General features: G+C 39.6%; 17 protein-coding genes. 9 read left to right on the top strand and 8 right to left on the bottom strand.

Annotated elements, in window-relative coordinates; all coding sequences use genetic code 11:
* Nucleotides 1-1305 precede the first annotated feature (1305 nt).
* Nucleotides 1306-1572 carry a hypothetical protein gene (locus F7734_RS55835; RefSeq protein WP_155752787.1) on the top strand — a complete coding sequence of 89 codons (267 nt, stop codon included), beginning with the start codon at nucleotides 1306-1308 and terminating at the stop codon, nucleotides 1570-1572.
* 74 nt (nucleotides 1573-1646) lie between these two features.
* Here the strand turns inward: F7734_RS55835 and F7734_RS55830 are convergent, their stop codons facing one another.
* The 8 genes from F7734_RS55830 to F7734_RS55795 form a co-directional block, all read right to left on the bottom strand.
* Nucleotides 1647-3674 carry a protelomerase family protein gene (locus F7734_RS55830; RefSeq protein WP_155752786.1) on the bottom strand — a complete coding sequence of 676 codons (2028 nt, stop codon included), beginning with the start codon at nucleotides 3672-3674 and terminating at the stop codon, nucleotides 1647-1649.
* A gap of 86 nt (nucleotides 3675-3760) precedes the next feature.
* Nucleotides 3761-3967 carry a hypothetical protein gene (locus tag F7734_RS55825; protein WP_155752785.1) on the bottom strand — a complete coding sequence of 69 codons (207 nt, stop codon included), beginning with the start codon at nucleotides 3965-3967 and terminating at the stop codon, nucleotides 3761-3763.
* Between the two features lie 55 nt (nucleotides 3968-4022).
* On the bottom strand, nucleotides 4023-4436 hold the full coding sequence (locus tag F7734_RS55820) for a hypothetical protein (protein ID WP_155752784.1): 414 nt from the start codon (nucleotides 4434-4436) through the stop codon (nucleotides 4023-4025).
* A 403-nt stretch (nucleotides 4437-4839) separates the two neighbouring features.
* The gene (locus tag F7734_RS55815) at nucleotides 4840-6810 is read right to left on the bottom strand and encodes an ATP-binding protein (protein WP_155752783.1); all 1971 of its coding nucleotides are present in this window, start codon (nucleotides 6808-6810) and stop codon (nucleotides 4840-4842) included.
* 74 nt (nucleotides 6811-6884) lie between these two features.
* Nucleotides 6885-7163, bottom strand: a complete 279-nt coding sequence (locus F7734_RS55810; RefSeq protein WP_155752782.1) for a hypothetical protein — start codon at nucleotides 7161-7163, stop codon at nucleotides 6885-6887.
* Nucleotide 7164: 1 nt separating this feature from the next.
* Nucleotides 7165-7779: a hypothetical protein gene (locus F7734_RS55805; protein ID WP_155752781.1), complete on the bottom strand. Its 615-nt coding sequence runs from the start codon at nucleotides 7777-7779 to the stop codon at nucleotides 7165-7167.
* Nucleotides 7766-7951 carry a hypothetical protein gene (locus F7734_RS55800; protein WP_155752780.1) on the bottom strand — a complete coding sequence of 62 codons (186 nt, stop codon included), beginning with the start codon at nucleotides 7949-7951 and terminating at the stop codon, nucleotides 7766-7768. The genes F7734_RS55805 and F7734_RS55800 overlap by 14 nt, the downstream gene beginning before the upstream one ends.
* A 137-nt stretch (nucleotides 7952-8088) precedes the next feature.
* Complete coding sequence (locus F7734_RS55795) at nucleotides 8089-8565, bottom strand: hypothetical protein (protein ID WP_155752779.1); 477 nt, start codon at nucleotides 8563-8565, stop codon at nucleotides 8089-8091.
* A 639-nt stretch (nucleotides 8566-9204) separates the two neighbouring features.
* Here F7734_RS55795 and F7734_RS55790 point away from each other — a divergent pair.
* The 8 genes from F7734_RS55790 to F7734_RS55755 all read left to right on the top strand — a co-directional run bounded on the left by F7734_RS55790 (nucleotide 9205) and on the right by F7734_RS55755 (nucleotide 16460).
* Nucleotides 9205-9369: a hypothetical protein gene (locus tag F7734_RS55790; RefSeq protein ID WP_155752778.1), complete on the top strand. Its 165-nt coding sequence runs from the start codon at nucleotides 9205-9207 to the stop codon at nucleotides 9367-9369.
* A 181-nt stretch (nucleotides 9370-9550) separates the two neighbouring features.
* Nucleotides 9551-9937 carry a hypothetical protein gene (locus F7734_RS55785; protein ID WP_155752777.1) on the top strand — a complete coding sequence of 129 codons (387 nt, stop codon included), beginning with the start codon at nucleotides 9551-9553 and terminating at the stop codon, nucleotides 9935-9937.
* A gap of 1 nt (nucleotide 9938) precedes the next feature.
* A complete protein-coding gene (locus F7734_RS55780) occupies nucleotides 9939-12947 on the top strand; it encodes a primase-like DNA-binding domain-containing protein (protein WP_155752776.1) in 3009 nt (1002 codons plus the stop codon).
* A gap of 52 nt (nucleotides 12948-12999) precedes the next feature.
* Complete coding sequence (locus tag F7734_RS55775; RefSeq protein WP_207714446.1) at nucleotides 13000-13488, top strand: hypothetical protein; 489 nt, start codon at nucleotides 13000-13002, stop codon at nucleotides 13486-13488.
* A gap of 109 nt (nucleotides 13489-13597) precedes the next feature.
* On the top strand, nucleotides 13598-14107 hold the full coding sequence (locus tag F7734_RS55770) for a hypothetical protein (RefSeq protein ID WP_155752774.1): 510 nt from the start codon (nucleotides 13598-13600) through the stop codon (nucleotides 14105-14107).
* Complete coding sequence (locus F7734_RS55765; protein WP_155752773.1) at nucleotides 14025-15536, top strand: terminase family protein; 1512 nt, start codon at nucleotides 14025-14027, stop codon at nucleotides 15534-15536. The genes F7734_RS55770 and F7734_RS55765 overlap by 83 nt, the downstream gene beginning before the upstream one ends.
* Nucleotides 15511-16047, top strand: a complete 537-nt coding sequence (locus F7734_RS55760) for a hypothetical protein (protein ID WP_155752772.1) — start codon at nucleotides 15511-15513, stop codon at nucleotides 16045-16047. Before F7734_RS55765 ends, F7734_RS55760 begins: the two co-directional genes overlap by 26 nt.
* Before the next feature lie 77 nt (nucleotides 16048-16124).
* Nucleotides 16125-16460 carry a hypothetical protein gene (locus tag F7734_RS55755; protein WP_155752771.1) on the top strand — a complete coding sequence of 112 codons (336 nt, stop codon included), beginning with the start codon at nucleotides 16125-16127 and terminating at the stop codon, nucleotides 16458-16460.
* The last annotated feature ends 7 nt before the right edge of the window (nucleotides 16461-16467 follow it).

Genomic DNA, 16467 nt, shown 5'->3' with positions numbered 1-16467 from the left:
TTGCAGAGATGTAAATAACCAGTTATGTCCGTTAATTTAAATTAACGGACATAACTGGTTATTTACATCTCTGCAACTGGTTAGATTTGTCTCATGTCTGCAATAACTGGTTATGCTTGCAATTATGTCTGCGTTAACTGGTTAATTCTACGGCTATATCTGCAATAACTGGTTATGCTTGTCATCTTAACTAGATGCTCAGAAGCCTTGCTGCGTAAGCGTTTCAGAACGAGGCAGACAGTCAAGGGTCATGCTTGTGTAACCAGTTAAGTTCAACTTGTGATACTTGCATAACTGGTTACAAGATAGCTAGTCTAGACAATAACTGGTTAGATTATTTGCCTATATTTGCATAACTGGTTAAGTAAATGTATAGACCTGTAACTGGTTATAATTTGTGTAGTTTGACGTAACTGGTTACACAGCACGAAACCAGTTGCCCAGTGTGATCGCGTCCCCAACTCCCCCGACTCCGACTGCTGCTCTGGGGACGCGCTGCTGCTGCTAGTGGGGGAGCGTCCCCGACTCCCCAACTTCGACTGCTGCTGCTACCAATGGGGACGCGTCCCAATCCCCCAGTCTAGACCGAACGGTTTAAAGTTAGATAATCTAACTATTCAGTACTTTGTAACAATTCGCACACAGCCATCTCCGGTCACAGCCGTCACAGGGTGTCACAGGGTACTTTTTAACTACCCTGTGACAGCCAGAACCCTTGCCCTAACTGCTTTCCAGCTACTGTCACAGGCGTCACAGGGTAAACTCTTCTAAACTATAAAACTTTTTTCCAAAAATCAATCCTCTCAAAAATATAGCCCCCTCATTATTTTTGTGGTAGATGAAATAAATTAAATAGACAAATATATAAAAGGTTAGGATTTTGCCCTGTGACGCCTGTGACACCCTGTGACGGTGGCTGAAACATGGACACAGTAAGCATTCTAGCTGTCACAGGGTACTTTGAGTTTACCCTGTGACACCCTGTGACACCCTGTGACCGGAGATGAGGTGTGTATAAATTGCTGCTTAACTACCGATAGAGTAAATGTGCTTACCCTGCGAGAATCGCTTGTATTGAGTGAGGGGTAGGAATGTACTAACGACATAAAACAAGCCCCTTCTAGCTCATCCTAGAGGGGCTACCTTGGGGTGTAAGCAACATGAAAGCCACTGCTGCTAATTGCAACAATGGCTTTCATGAGAGACATATCGTGTACTACTCTATTGTAGTACGCAAGTAGGGGACGCACCGGAGGGCGATCGCGCTGGGGGGAGATAATAGAAAGATGTTTTTTAGTACAACAAATGCCTTATCTTGTTAAAGTTAACGCTTACGGTCGAGGAACTGGTTATAAAAATAAAGATTGGTCTTTAGTTTTTGACAGTTTGCCAGCAACTATTTCTTGCTGTAATCCTATGTGTTGTAACAAAACTTTGCTTATTCTTTCTCCTACTAAAGAACGGTTGTTGGACAAGCAAGAATTTTCCTCAACTTTTCTTTGTTCTGATTTGCAGACTGATAAAAGACAATGTAGCACCACCTATAAAGTTACGGTTAGCTTTTTAGATTAATCTACCCAAAAGCCGCCACTGCATTTAATGCAATGACGGCTGATACGGGAAAGCGTAGTAAGTGAACTCAGCTACTAGAAAGCAAATAGCTGTTTATTTGTTAGGTTTCTGTAACCGTCCTTTTCCCTTACCCATGTATCTCCCTCTCCTATCTTAAATCCATCAACATTTGGGCGTTCTGACAGATAGTTTATGCCATCCATTACGCTAGGGCATTCCTTATCAGTAAAAACGTGGATATTTAGTTTTGCACTAGAGTCATTTGTCTTGTCAGTTTTTAGTGCTTGTCCATCTAAGAATTTTTCATCAACAACCTTGAGGATATCTTGGATTTTTTCTTGCCCGTGCCGCTTATTGTAGTAAGTCTCTACTTTGCTGGGGTCTTTGGCATTTTGCATTCCATGCTTAGAATTGTGACTGACAATTTCATCAGCATGGGACTTAATCCACTCTCCTACAAGTAAGCCATTAGTGCCTGACAAAGCTCTTAAAGCTTGGTTGGTAATTGCCAAGCGGTCGTTGTCGCCAGTTGCTACTGTATCGTTATATAAGCAAATAGCCTCAAAAGACCGTCGAACTTTTTCAACTGCCGCACCAGACGACTTAGCCGCCCATAATTCTTCATTGGTTTTAATCTCCCAATCAGTAACCTCTTTTTCTTTTGCTTGAGCAACAGGTTGTTGTGTTGCTGGCTCATCTTTTTTGACTGTTTGCGCTTGCGCTTGCGCTTGACCTACTGGTAGTTGCTGAAGTATTGACTTCAACTTCTCATCAATCATTCTTCCAATCATTGCTTCTAAGTCCGAAGGATTAATAGTTGTTTGAGTAGGTTGTGAGGTTTCCATAGATAATTCCTTTAACTGGTTATTTTGTTCTTGTAACTGGTTGACTTGTTTGGTTAGAGAAGCTATTTGGTTTTTTGCTTCGAGTAATTCTTTAGTTCCTTTCTCAAAAAACTCAATCAACCGAGTAACGACGGCTTGTCGGTTAGGCAGTTCGAGTTGTTTCTGAAGTTTTTTGACAATCTCAAAATCTGCTTCAGTAACTCTTACCTGAGCTAATTTTTCCTTTTGTGGTGCGACCGGGTAAGAAATTGGCTTACTAACGTAATAGTCCGCATAACCCAAACTGGTCACAATATGGTTCAAATCTTTGTCAGATGGCTTTTCATTAGGAGCAATGTGACCTAAAAACCGACCAAAGGAAAGCATTTTAGAACCAATTGAGCCTGGATAATCACGCTCAACAATTAACGCAGCACAAGCAGCCCGTAAGGCTTTGTTGTTGTTCTGCTCATCTCCTGAACGTAATTCTAAAGCTGGATTTTCATCAAATTTGTCTCCAAAATAGTCTCTAACAACACGTCTAAGAGATTGACCCCGACGGTTGTCTATAGCTCGGTTTTGCGCTGGTAGGTCGTCTGGGAATTCGTTCACAACTTCTTCAAGAAGAGCTTTAATGCTGGCTTCTTTACGTAGGCGATTGAGACATTTGATTATATACTCCGCAGGGTAAAGAGTACCAATTTGAAAACTAGCGTCTTGACCACGCTTTTTACCTTGACCGGAGAACACTACTTTGTAGGCTTGTCCCTCAACTGGGATAAACTTAGCACGAGCTAAAATTTCGTGTGGTCTGCGTCCAGTCGCGGCAATCAAACCAACAGCCAGTTCATGTGGGTCTTCACTTTCTAGTAATTGTTCTGTGACCTCTAAATACTTATCTGGGTCAATCTCTTGTCTCTCATTAGATAATCGGTCAGTTACTCGTGTTGTTTGATTGCGTTCGTCCCATTGTTTTTTGGATAATCCGCAAAGAACTAAACACAAGTGTTTTAACTCAGTGCCTTTGACATTACCATCAGCGTCATACTTTTCAACCACAACAGCATTTTGACCAGGAATCAAATTGGTGATTGATTTGAACTTTTTATAAAATCCAGCGCGACTCAGAACAGTGCCAAGAGATTCAATACTGTAAGTAGCTTGGGTATTGAGCCACTCGTTGAACTGTTCGCAATATGGCTCGATTTCCTCACGGCTCATGAGGTCTTTGGTTGTCTCGAATAGCTCATTTACCTTTTCCTCTAGTAGCCTTGACATATATTCTTCCTTTCTCCGTCTAACTGGTTATATATTAACTTAACTGGTTATTAAGTGTCAATAACCAGTTAGATTTTTTTTAGTAATTAGAAGGGGATATCCTCATAATGCTCATCTGGTAGTGCCGCACCTGCTGGGAGGGGGTAGTAGTGAGGGATGAAGCAACAATCGCCCTCAGCAATTAGATCGTTTGTTTCTGGGTCAACTCCGATTATTTTTTTAGGAGGATCGCAATATTCATCGAATGAGTCTTGCTTCCAGTGGTCTAGATAATGTTGGTTTGAGAGTTCCATATTTTTCTCCTTACTTTGAAATCTGAAATAAACGCGATCGCACTTCGCTAGAGCTTTACTCAATCTCTATCTTTTCCTCTATTGCATTAATAATGAATCCTAATTCAGATGGCGATAGATTGAGTTCTCCAGTGCTAGATTTAAGTTTTTTGTAAAGCGCTTTAATTTGCTCATTGTCTATCTTTTGCGGTTCCTTGAATCGGCTTGCCTCTCGCCAAGGAAACCATTCTTTTGTGTCATTATCGTTCTGGCAAGATAGGTGATTATAGTTCCTCACATCTGTAAATAACATCAACTCAAGCACTCTTTCTAAAATCATTGAGTGCAATTCAATAAGCTCTCTTAATAAGCTTAAATGAATTCCTTCAAAATCCTCAATCAGATGGAATTCTAAATAAGTCTGTTGCATTATTTGCTTAGACTCGCTGATTTTGTTGGTTATTTTGGCTAGATGTTTTATGGGATTCATGGGTTTCTTTGTTAATCAAGATAAACATAGATGCATCCCCAATAATCCAAATAAAATATTAAAAAATACGCTTGAGTTGCTATTAAGAAATTAGATTTGGGTTCACAGAGGGCTAAAATGGTTAAATTCGGTTTAACCCTTGCTGTTAATGGGTTCTGGGTTCCGACGAACCCAACCCAACGAACCCAAATGAACCCAATTTTAAGAAAACGTAAGAATGAGGGTTTCAGCCGTCGAATTTTGGGTTCATTTGGGTTGAGTGTTGGGTTTAAGCCTTGCTGCATAAGCGTTTTGTTCGGTTGGCTGGGTTCCCAAAATCCCAGGGTTTTTGAATTTGGGTTGAACCCAATATAACCCAACGGTAATATTCTGCAACGCATATGCAGCAATGGTTCCCGGTTCCTCAACCCAAAAAACGCTCTACTTGCTCTTTTCTCGCCTTGTATTTTGCATTCTTACTCTGTTTTATGCCCCAAATTTCATAAATTATCTGGGATATTGACAAGTGCTTAAGACTGTTGATTTGTTCTATTTCTTCATCGGTTAGCCCATAGTTAGTAATTGTTTTCTCGCCACATACCGCAATAGATAATGGCTGAATCTTCATTTCTTGCAATCCCTTTGGAGGATTACCGCTATCACGGTATTCTGTGTAATTCCAGTGTGTTGGGTGAATGCATAAATTCCACTGACCATTAATTAAACTAATAGCTGGATAAGCAGTATCTTGAATCCAATTAGCTTCCCAGTCTTTCAAATCGGGCGAGTTAGGTTTCTTCATTAATTCCCTAGCAGCACCAACTAAAAACAGTTGATAAAAAGCGCTTCTGAATTCAGCATCCATCTTAATAGCTGATGTTGTTTGGGAGTGATTTCCTACTAAAATTACCATCTCAAGTTTTCGTCCCTCCACATTAATCTGGCGGATGATTTCCATGATTCTTTGCGGGTCTTCAGCATTGCTTAGGATTTTACCTAATTCGTCAACAGCAATAACTAGCTTGCGCCTTCTAGTCGGGTCTTGTCCCCTCAAAATTAATTCTTCAGCTAACAATTCAAATTGCTCATAAATCACCTTTAGTTCAGTTAACTCATGATATCCATATTTCTGAAACATTGAGAATTCATCATTGTGTGGATTGAGGGCAATGCGATCGCAGTTCTCACCTCCGACCAGTTGCCCCAACCAAATTAGGACGGAAGTTTTACCTGCACCGGGGTGCCCAGTGACAAGCCAGCCGCGCTTGCCGTCTTTGTATTTAGCCAGTGTTGGGATTTTGTCTTCCACGCCTTCCTTGCTGGCTTTTAGTACTATGTTGGGTTCTGTGTTGCGTTTTAACTCAATCCGGAGTGTGGATTCCCCACGCTCCTGTTCGATAACGGGCTTGTGAGCCTTGCCTAAAATGTATTGAATTTCCTCAACTTTACCTCTAAGCGCTGATAGCTGTGTTGCGTCACGTAAAGTCAACCAGAACACATCCTTGTTACCTTGGTTTTGAGGTTGTCTTTCGTGACAATCAACCTTAATTGGTGTTTCTTGCGTCCACAGATAGCGGATAACTTTGATACACTCATTGCTTGCTATTTCATCCCCCCCAATTGGGAATCTAGGAGCTTTGCTAATTGCTATTTGTGTTTGTGCATCCTTATAGCGTTGTTTCCAGCTTTCTATTTCGCGAGTATGTTTGTCCAATAAGAAAGATTTTTCCTCATTGAATGCTGTCAGCTTAGCTTGATACTCGTTTTCTATCTCCTGCTGAAGTTGCTCTAGCTGGGAATTAACATCCCTCACGCGCTGATTAATCATTGCTTCCTTGGCATCCAGTTCGGCGCGTCGTTGTTCGTTCTGTTCTAGCAGTTGCGTTGCTATTTGGTCTTTTTTGGCAGACAACAAGCTTTCTTGCAATTGCCTTTCTTGCTCAAAAATACGACGGTCTTTGTCCAGTTCAGCTAGTTTAGCAGCGTGTTGCGACTTTAACTCATTCACCCAATTTTCGTACTGGTCTTTAAGTCGCTGTTCGGCTTCACGCAAAGCGTTCAACTTAGCTACATAGTCATTGTGTAGCGTTCGTTTCTCTTGCTCTAGGCGGTTAAGGGCAATCTTGTAGTCATCTTCTTTATTGATAATGTCCTTTTCCCATTGGTCAAGCCCGTCGTAGCGTTCATTAAATTGTTCCTCTAGCTCAGTCAATTCGTGTTTAACACCATGTCGCGCAACTAAACAAGATAAAAAGCCAATAGTTGGAACGCCTAACTTAATTCCAGTGTGGACATTTTTGTCTAAGCATAAACCAATCGATAGTGCAGCACTAACGACACCAATGATTACTAGTGGTGATTTCGCTTCTCTACGATTTTCTTTTTCGTGTGGCATAATTATTATTAGAAAGATTCAAAAGTTAAAGTAATCAAAAGGCAGGAATGATAACGCTCATCCCTGCTTTTTGATTAAAGTAGTCCAAGTAAAAATGCGAATAAACCAACGAACGGGATACCGTAGTAAAGTAAGTTTTTACCTTTGGGACTAGCTATATTTACTCCCGTATATGCCCAAATGAACCAATAACTTACTGCTATGATTGCCAGTGACACCAGCACAACACGAACTGCATATTGGGGCATTAAATTGAGTTGTTGGAGTAAGTTAAAAAGTTGAGTTGTTGCCAGTGTCCCCAGAAATGTAGTGAGCCACTGCAAACTTAACCAAGAAATAGAATTGTCTCTCATTTTATGCTCCTATTAAAAATGCTTTGATAGATGCCTTGGTAGGAATAGCGTTTTGTGCTACTTCACTACCGTTAACATCAAGCACACCTTGCTTAATGTCATTGTCATAGGTCTTTTCGGAAATCCCTAAGCTAATCGAACGTAACTCTTCAAGACCTTTCAAGTAATTTAATTCTTGCTTTTCTTCAAGAATTGCTTTGTTATCTTTTTCGATAGCCAATTCAATTTCTCTGATGTCCTTATTCACCATAGAAATTTCTTTTTCAACAATTGCGGTTTGATGGTCAATCTCAGCGATATCAGCCTTAACCCATGCTGTATCAATTTTGTGACCCAATTCCTTATACTGTGCTTGGAAAAATTCAATACGCTTTTCTTCAGTATCAGCCTTAACTGTTTCTTGCTGAAGTTTTGCGCGGTCTTGTCGCAATACTTGGTAGTTGGTTTGGTTTTGTACTTGCTGCTTTTCACGGGCATATTCTAGTGGGGTTACACTTTGTCCTGTAACTTCCCTAAAAGCTGATTTAGCACCGTTAACAGCATTGCCAACATTAGGAATATTGATTCCTCTTTTTTGCTTGCCTCTCCCATTTGTGGAATTGTTATCGCTGGTCATTGGTCGGTTCCTCCATAAGTTGAATAGCGTTTGTTGTTTCAGGGTATCGATTTAAGTAAGAACTACCTAAAAACGACACCAGAAGTAGAAACATAAAGAAGTAAATTGCGATCGTATAAGCTTCTGGTTCCAGTGGCTTTATTTCAGGCTCTCGCTGGTATCTGTTACGCATGGCTGATTGGGTTCTAGTAATTTGAGTTTGTTATTGTTTGTAGACGCGTCCAGCCTTGAGATAATTTCTTGTAGAGCCTCGCAGTTCTTAAGCCTTGCTAGTGTCCGTTGAACGATGGGTCTTAGTTCCGGCGTCATCTATTTAGCTCCCAGATTCTCTTTTAGAACTTCGCTCTTAGCCTCAATCAGCGCAGTCTTATAAATCGCCTTGATTTGCGGCTTCAATGCTTTTGCATCCTTTCTCGCTGAATTGAGCAAAGCTTGCTTTAAGGCTTCATCCAGTTGTTCCGAGTAATTGTCTAGCACATCATTATGAGTGTCAATCTCGGTTGTATCGACTTCCTCAGCCACAATCTCAGGAATGATGGGCAAAGATGGAGCAGAAACTTTAGATATGGTCTGAGTAGTGCGTAAGACGATAGCACCTTCCTTTGGTTGGCGCTGGGGGCATCTAGCGCGAATCAATTCTTGCTCATCAGGAGAAAGCATCCGGGCGCGTCCTTGATAAGTACCGAGTTCGCGTCCTAGTTCGGTTTCTAATTCTTTGACCTTGTTAGCCACTGTCGTGTGGCTGTAACCCAATTCATTTGCAAGCTGTAGCATTGATTTCATCATGTTTGAATCTCTTTGATTAGTTGTAATAGGTAGAACGCTTACTGTAACCGACTTTTAACGATTTGCTGTATTGCAATTTGGATTAAAAGTTGAATTGCAAGTTGCAGGTTGCAACATTGCAACTTGCAATCCTAGTTGCTAATATAGCAAATAGGTTGCAATGTTGCAACCTAGCAACAACATTTTTTGTAAGGAAGTGAAATAATGGATATAGAGTTGCTATGTATAAATGTTGCTACGACCGTGACGGATAAGAAAAACGACCCCAATTACACTATGCTGCGAGGACTCATCCCGAATGAGTTGCTTAAAAAATTCAAAATTTACTGTGTTGACAATAAGCTAGATAACAGTCAGGCGCTTGAAAATATCTTGCGTGAATTTTTTGAATCGAAAGGCATATGATAAGCGCGATCGCACCACTATATATAAGGAATGCGATCGCACTCAACACGTGTATTGTTGTTTACTCATATTACACGTAATACATAATGCTATAGTAGACACACCAAGCATTCCAGCAATCGCGCTCTAAAAAAATATGCTACATTCTGATAAAAGAAATCTTTTTTTTTGCAAAAAAGGGGCATTGACTTAAAAATAGTTGGAATACTCTTTTATAGGGAAATCGAAATTGCTATGCGAAAACCAAAGACAACAACTGAAAAAATGGTCACTTTTAGAGAGCCAGTTGAAATTGATGTCACCGCAGAGGCTGAACGACGCGGGCTGACTAAGGCTAAATTGGCTCGATTGGCACTGCTTTCATTTTTAGGTGTAGATGACTCACAGTTAGCATCCTAGTTGTGGTATTCTCTGCTTAACTTACGCTTCGTGTCCCGCAAAAAAAATATGTTGCCCCACTCGAAACGTAAGACAACAAAAAAGCTTTCACTTTTATATTATTTTTACTAAGACAAGCTTATCGTTTTTTTAACCTAAGCGCAAATGTGGAAGTAGGGGATTTTAAGGGGCAACACTGAAAATGCAACTCATTTTGGTGTTACCGATGACTTGGAAAGAATTTAAACTTGATGAAATTGACGAAATAGTTAGACAGGCTAACTATTCTAATTCTAGCAAAAATAGGCGCGATCGCACTTGCTGGCTTAAGTTCCATGCTGAGAGGCTGGGGCGTGAGAATGGTTTAAGCGCCAAGCAGATTAAGGAACAGAGCGATTATCTTGTAACGGCGTTTACTGGATTTGCAGAATCCTTTAAGTTGAGAGGAAGGATTGGCGAGGCTGAAGCGCTAGAAGATTTGTTAGTTTTGCGCGATCGCGCCTACTTCGAGGCTGAGGGCGGAAAGGTTCCGGATTCAGTTCGTTTGAATATTGCCAAATACGCAAAAAAAATAACGGGAGGAAAGTAAGATGTTTGCACCAGATATTCAACCTTCCGACAATATCCTCTCTTTCCCAGCGCTAAACCGGGACGAGTTGCGCGAAACTTGGAAGCTTTTAAATAATTGCGGATTACCAGCCTTGACCGTCGCACCTAAACAAGACTCCTTCAAATATCCGCAAAAAGATAAGAAAGGCAATATTAAATATGAAGAAGATGGAGTTACACCAAAACCAGCTTACTGTGGAAAAAACCCTAGCTGGCTTGATGAGAATAATACTCCTCACCTCATCTCTCATAGCAATTATTTTGCCAAGCTGCCAACCAACGAAGAATATAAAAAGTGGTTCGCTAATCCCGCAAACGGCATTGGCACACTAGGCGGATGGGGCAATATCTATTGGATCGATGTTGATGCCAAAAATTATGAATCAGTAGAAGAATGTGAAAAATTCTTTAAGAAATATCTAGAGGAATTTCCACAATTAAAGGAATCTTATCTTGAAAGGTCTCCAAGCGGCGGCTACCACATTGGGGTAAAGCTTACCTCGAAACCTAGTTTTACCAATTTCTGCTTTAGTGATGGCATAAGGAGGGGGGAAATTTTGGGGTCTGGTCGATTCATTGTGTTAGCTCCCACGACAAATGCTTCTGGGAAGGCTTATGAAATAATTAATCGTGCTGTCCCTATAGAAATAGAATCGCTCGAATCCATCAATATCTACCCCAGTAAAAATGAGGAGAAAAACAAAAAGGTAATCTCTATCACTTCTGCCGCACCAACAACTCAAGCTGCTGCTCCTGCACCAACAAGCAATTCAAGTCTTCAACTAGGCGAATTAATTAGCAGCAATTCACAAAAAATTCTAAGCGGTGATATCGATTTTGTAGAAGAAAAGTATCAGGGCGATAGAAGCAAAGGACTAACAGCTTTATATCGCGATGCTTGCGGATGGGTGAATTGGTGCCACGCTAACAAAATTCCCTATTTTAGCGATGCTGATGAATTAGTTAATTTTGCGGCTAAGTCATTGGGGATAGATGAGGAGCGAATTCCCCGAATTTTACAAAGCGTGAAGCCCAGCACGTGTCACCCTTCGGTGTGGAACAAAGATAGCGACCTGGGATGCTGGAAGATTGTTTGTAGATTGGATAGAGAATTATTTATTTCTCTTTGTCCTGAGCCAGCAAAATCAGATATTTTAAGAAGACAGGAGAAGCAAAAAAAATCTTCTGATAACCAAGGGTCAAAAGATAGTGAAGACCTCAATTTAGTCACCACAACAGCAGATGAAGCTGTTTTAAAGTCTTTGTTTGAAGATGGTGAGGGCGATTGGGTTGTAATCAATAAAGCTTTTTTCAAGTACACAGGCAATGGGTATTGGGAGCATCAATCTGATGATTACGTGGAACATTTAGTAGCTCAAAAAACAAGACAACTTTACAAAGTAACGGTTGTTGACGACGAGTACGTAAAAGTGTATAAGTTCGGGGAAAATAAATACGCTACTAGTGCGTTTAAATTTTGTCTCAAGGCATTAACCAAAGACCCCAACAAGATTAAGAACAACCACCTAATCTGTTTCCAAAATTGCACTTTAAATGTTGTAACAGGAGAAGAATTACCTCACAGCAGAGAGCATTACCTAACAAATAGAATTGACGCTAAATACGTCAAAAATACGCCTTGTCCTGAAATATTCAAAGATTTTGTGAACAGAGCTTTTGGTGAAGAGTTCTTGGATTTGATTCGGGCAGTCTGCTCAATGTATGTCGATCCTAGTGCCTTATATGGCTATTTTGTCTCATTAGTGGGTCAAAGTGGAAGCGGTAAGGGTACATTTTTGGAAGTAATCGGGTCATTTTTCGGAGAGGAAAACAGACGGTCAATCACTTCTTTTGACGATATTTCCAGACCAGAGGGAAGACATCAGAATTTAACTGGTGCTCGATTTGTTTCGTTTCCCGACATGGGCGGTAGAGCGTCAAACTTGCGTTCGTTTTACGAATTGGTTGACAACGGTTCTCTATCAGGTCGATCTTTATATAGCAGCAGCAGCTATGAGAAAAGATGGTTTTGCCGCTTTGCTCTAGCTAGCGTCGAGCACTTAAGCATTGAATTCGCGGGAGACGGCTGGACACGAAGAGCTATACCTTTGCCATTGAAACCACGACAAGGTAGCCCTGACCCAACTTTAAAGGCAAGGTTGAAAGAGGTGAGATCGGATATCATAAGCTGGGCATTGGCGATGCCTAAAGAAGAAAGAGACCGAACAATTATAAATGCTGCTGCAAATCAAAAGATAGCTGAAATTCAGAGAGAGCAAGCTATTCAATCAGATTCGGTTAAAGCTTTCTTGGATAGATGCTTACGCCCCGAACACAACAGTAAAATCTCTTACGAAAACCATGAACTACATTCTTGGTACGTGTCGTACTGTAAAGCTAATGGTTTTTCCCCAATGGCTGAAACTAAATTTGTCAGTCGATTGAAAAACACTCTGCCCAATCACCATGTTGCAAGAAGCCAAAAACGGGAAAACGGTCGTATTGTTAACATTCCAGCGCATTGGAAGAATTTAGGATTAGTAGTTCCCAATTTATTTGAAAGCGAACGCCAAGGATTAGATACAGTGTGGGTGTGTCGCAAAGCTTTCTGCCGAGAAGGGGGATTGCAAGAATTTGAAGAATTCGATCCGAACTCCCACCCACCAGAACCAGAACCACCAACACCAGAACCACAAACAAACGTTGTAAAAACAACTCCAACAGAAATGCAATCTCAGTCCCAGCCAGAAATAACAACAATTGATTGTAATTCTCCTGACTACAAAACTCCTTCAATAGAGGAGTTACATGAGGGAGATAACATTTTCTGTCAATATAAAAATAATTGGGTATTGGCAGAAATCTTAAAAATTGAAAAAGAGAAAATCCCGAACAAAGTTGCTGTCAGAGTATTGAATTCTGATGAAAAAGCAGATTTTATCGGGACTCAAAGAATAAGAATCTCCATTTATGGAGACCAGTACTTCTAAGAAGCTAGGTGCGTCTACCAAAAATATTATCATTAAAGAAAAAGAAACTATCATGAACGAATTACCAAAAGAATTACAGCAATTGGCTGATGAGATGGCTGAAATGCAATCTAGATTGCAAAAATTAAATGAACAATCTAGAGAAAATAGGGAAGCATCTGAATTGTTTAATCAACAACAATCTGATTATTATAAGCAAAAGGAAATACGCGAATTAGAATTAGCTAGGCAGGTGCGCGAGCGACAAAGAAGCGAGGAATTGAGACAAGAACAGAACCTGCCTCAACAACTCAATTACTCCGATTTTGAAACTTACGGCGACTACCAAAAAGCTCAATTAGCTCAATCAGAGGCTTTTTATCAGCAAATTCGTGATGGTAAAGTTTCCATTGAAGATATTGTCACAGCCAATGAAGAATTTTTAAAAACTTCATATGGGATTCAACAGCAAAAACCACAAATTAACGCGATTTATGAACTGATGCAATTAGAAGACCCGGACACAGTTACTCGTAGATTAATCGAGAAAGAAGGTATTTGATTGTTAGGTTAAAAAAATAGAACAAACTTGAGTCAGAATGAATTATTTTTGACTCAAGTTGATTCGTTTTTTCGTTAAAATTGAATCATATTGATAAGTTTATAAAATCGTGCTAAACACAGAAGAATTAAAAGCAGCAGAATTAATTGCTAATGGCGCGTCAGAACAAAGTGTTGCTGAACATTTTGGTAAATCGCGTTCGTGGGTGCAGCGATTAAAAAGGAGAGATGACTTTAAGGAGGCTGTAGAGGCGACTTTAGAAGCTGCTAGTAAAGCTCTGCACCAACACACCGAAGAAAGACTTACAAACGATTTAAATTCATTTAGACAGCGATTTAATGAAAGCGCTGACCTTATTTTTAACACAGCTTATGTTTATATTCAAAAAGTGGAAGAAGCCATTAATCATTTATCAGTGGAAGATATCTCTCCAGCCCGGATAGGCAGCAATTTAAAATTGGGGGCTGAGGCGCTAGCGCTGGGAGTTGAATTAAAACAAGCGGCACTAGGAATTGACCAAGTAACAGAACAAATAGATGAATTGGAAAAACTACGCGAAGCGCGGCGCGATCGCACTACAGAGCAGCAATCCCCTATTGCAGAATTTGAGGCAAGCTAAATGTGAATTGGAAAGCGGTTCGCTGCTTAAGCCATTGCCTAGAGATTGGGAAAATTTTACCAGTCTCACCACTATCAGAAGCGGGGGCGCAATGGTCAAGTTTGAACTGTATGACTACCAAAAATTGCTGATTAATTTGGCTCAAAAATACCCAAATATAGTTGTTCTAAAATCGCGTCAGTTGGGAGTAACACAGGCGATAGGGTCTAAATTCTTGCATGACGCCTGTATTAATCCGGCTGCTAGCAGTATTCTTTTCATGAGAAATAGTGAAGATGCTAGTGCTATCTCTCGTAGAGTTCGTCAAATGCTGAATTCAATTCCCGATTATGCAGTTGCCGAAAACGATAATGTTGGATATTTAAAAATTAAAAACTGTGGCGATATTTACTTTAAAAATAGCTCTAGAGAAGGGTCAAGGTCACTAGATAGTGCTACAGGTTTTCTGTTCGATGAAAGCGCTTTTGTTGATAATATAGAACAAATCTACGCTGCTAGCAGTCCATCGAGCGCATTGTCTAAGAATGTTCAGAAGTTTATAGTCAGTACTCCCAGCGCTAAAAGTGGATGGTATTGGTCGAAGCTCAACGAGAACAATGATGAAGATGTCGAAGAATTAGCCAAGCGAGTAGCAGAGGGCAAGCTTTATAAAGATATTCCTGGAGTCTTTTGGTTTGTTGATAGAGCAAATTGCTGTAAGCTTATTCTGCACTGGACAGCACATCCAATTTATAGCAAAATTCCCAATTATCTAGAATATCGGTTAGAACAAGATGGTACCGATGAAGAAACTGTGTCACGCGAATATGACTTAAGATTTGTTGATAGCGCGGTTGCTGTTTTCAATTCCGAGTTAGTTCGACGTAACGCTATTGGCAATTGGGAAAAAGAACCTGATGAAAACGCTGAATATTATTGCGGTTTAGATTGCTCAACCACGGGTAACGATTACACAGTTTTTATTATTTTGAAACATAAGAATAACAGATATTCGGTAGTTAATATTTATAGAAGAAAACAACAAACCAGCGATTTTAATATTTACCAGATTAATGAATTGATTGGTAAATATAAACCTAAGAAAGTTGGGATTGAGGTCACTGGTGGCGTTGGGCAGCTTTACTTGGAGCAACTTTGTAGAATGAGTAAAGACATTAGTTTTGAAGCTATCAAAACTAACCAAGATACAAAGAATTCAATGATTGGCTCTGTTGTGCTAGCTCTTGAAAGAGAAATTCTTGAGTATCCTCACAACTCCGAACTAATCAATGAGATGTTAAATTTTAGGCGTCAAGGTGCTAAGCTAGAAGCTGCTAGCGGCAAGCACGATGATTGCATAATGTCGCTAGCATTCGCATTGTCAGCAACACCATTTTATAATCAAAAAAAAGGTACTTTTTTAGATGTCGATCCCTACTGGCGAAAATAGAAATTTTATTAAGAGATTAGTTGGAATTTATGCAGATGAGAAAGAATATTCAATGAGTTTCTTAGGATTGGAGAGACAGATTTCAGGATACATAGGGGTTCCAATGTCATTGCACGCTGAATTTTGTTATACGTGGAGCTTAATTGAAATTGTTACCCGTCCAATCTCAATTGACAATTTAAAAAAAGATGTACAAGATACAAAAAAGTATTTTAGTGCTCACAAAATTTTCATCAATAATCTGCCATCTTTGCAAAATCAAATAAATTTAAGAAATGGAGGAGTAGATTTTATTCCAGCGAATGAAATTGTCATGTTTAAGGGACTGTTGAATGACAAAACCTTAATAATTGATGAAAAGCTAATAAAAAGGTTTGAAACATTCTTAAATTCATATTCTTTAGAATGTCAAAATTCGCAAATAAATAGCATATTGGTAGCGTGTGCAAAAATTGAACTCAAAAGAAGCGAGATAGGAGTGGGACAAAACCCAATCCAAGGAATTGGTTAATCTTTCTGTGTCATCCCCTCTGATTACTAAGAGGGGATACTTTTAATTAAAATAGAATAAACTTAAGTTACAAATGTATGGCAATTTTGTACGATTTATCTGGTATGCCTATTTATGTCCCACAAGATTATGTCGAAATCTTTAAGCATAAAATAAAGCTTAAAAGAAACGACATTTATCTTTTAAGTAACACCTATTTTCAAAACAATGAGTGGGTAAATATATCAGAAAGCAATCCTCATAGAATTTATTCAGTTTTTTTTAATAAAGGGGTTGAAACGCTAGAAATTAAACTGGGAGAAGATTCGATAATTAATTTAGAGTCAGAAAAGTCTATCAAAATTGATTCTAAATTAAAAATTGCAGCACGAAGTTTTAATACAAAAATAGACTATTACGAAATTCCATTTTAAAACGCCC

The organism is Scytonema sp. UIC 10036 (assembly GCF_009725235.1).
Note: the sequence above shows the minus strand (reverse complement) of the source record. Positions and strands in the feature narration are given on the sequence as shown.

What these genes read in the sequence shown, in the direction of transcription:
- F7734_RS55835 (WP_155752787.1), top strand. Translation starts at nt 1,306, where the DNA reads ATGCCTTATCTTGTTAAAGTTAACGCTTACGGTCGAGGAACTGGTTAT.
- F7734_RS55830 (WP_155752786.1), bottom strand. Translation starts at nt 3,674, where the DNA reads ATGTCAAGGCTACTAGAGGAAAAGGTAAATGAGCTATTCGAGACAACC.
- F7734_RS55825 (WP_155752785.1), bottom strand. Translation starts at nt 3,967, where the DNA reads ATGGAACTCTCAAACCAACATTATCTAGACCACTGGAAGCAAGACTCA.
- F7734_RS55820 (WP_155752784.1), bottom strand. Translation starts at nt 4,436, where the DNA reads ATGAATCCCATAAAACATCTAGCCAAAATAACCAACAAAATCAGCGAG.
- F7734_RS55815 (WP_155752783.1), bottom strand. Translation starts at nt 6,810, where the DNA reads ATGCCACACGAAAAAGAAAATCGTAGAGAAGCGAAATCACCACTAGTA.
- F7734_RS55810 (WP_155752782.1), bottom strand. Translation starts at nt 7,163, where the DNA reads ATGAGAGACAATTCTATTTCTTGGTTAAGTTTGCAGTGGCTCACTACA.
- F7734_RS55805 (WP_155752781.1), bottom strand. Translation starts at nt 7,779, where the DNA reads ATGACCAGCGATAACAATTCCACAAATGGGAGAGGCAAGCAAAAAAGA.
- F7734_RS55800 (WP_155752780.1), bottom strand. Translation starts at nt 7,951, where the DNA reads ATGCGTAACAGATACCAGCGAGAGCCTGAAATAAAGCCACTGGAACCA.
- F7734_RS55795 (WP_155752779.1), bottom strand. Translation starts at nt 8,565, where the DNA reads ATGATGAAATCAATGCTACAGCTTGCAAATGAATTGGGTTACAGCCAC.
- F7734_RS55790 (WP_155752778.1), top strand. Translation starts at nt 9,205, where the DNA reads ATGCGAAAACCAAAGACAACAACTGAAAAAATGGTCACTTTTAGAGAG.
- F7734_RS55785 (WP_155752777.1), top strand. Translation starts at nt 9,551, where the DNA reads ATGCAACTCATTTTGGTGTTACCGATGACTTGGAAAGAATTTAAACTT.
- F7734_RS55780 (WP_155752776.1), top strand. Translation starts at nt 9,939, where the DNA reads ATGTTTGCACCAGATATTCAACCTTCCGACAATATCCTCTCTTTCCCA.
- F7734_RS55775 (WP_207714446.1), top strand. Translation starts at nt 13,000, where the DNA reads ATGAACGAATTACCAAAAGAATTACAGCAATTGGCTGATGAGATGGCT.
- F7734_RS55765 (WP_155752773.1), top strand. Translation starts at nt 14,025, where the DNA reads ATGAATTGGAAAAACTACGCGAAGCGCGGCGCGATCGCACTACAGAGC.
- F7734_RS55760 (WP_155752772.1), top strand. Translation starts at nt 15,511, where the DNA reads ATGTCGATCCCTACTGGCGAAAATAGAAATTTTATTAAGAGATTAGTT.
- F7734_RS55755 (WP_155752771.1), top strand. Translation starts at nt 16,125, where the DNA reads ATGGCAATTTTGTACGATTTATCTGGTATGCCTATTTATGTCCCACAA.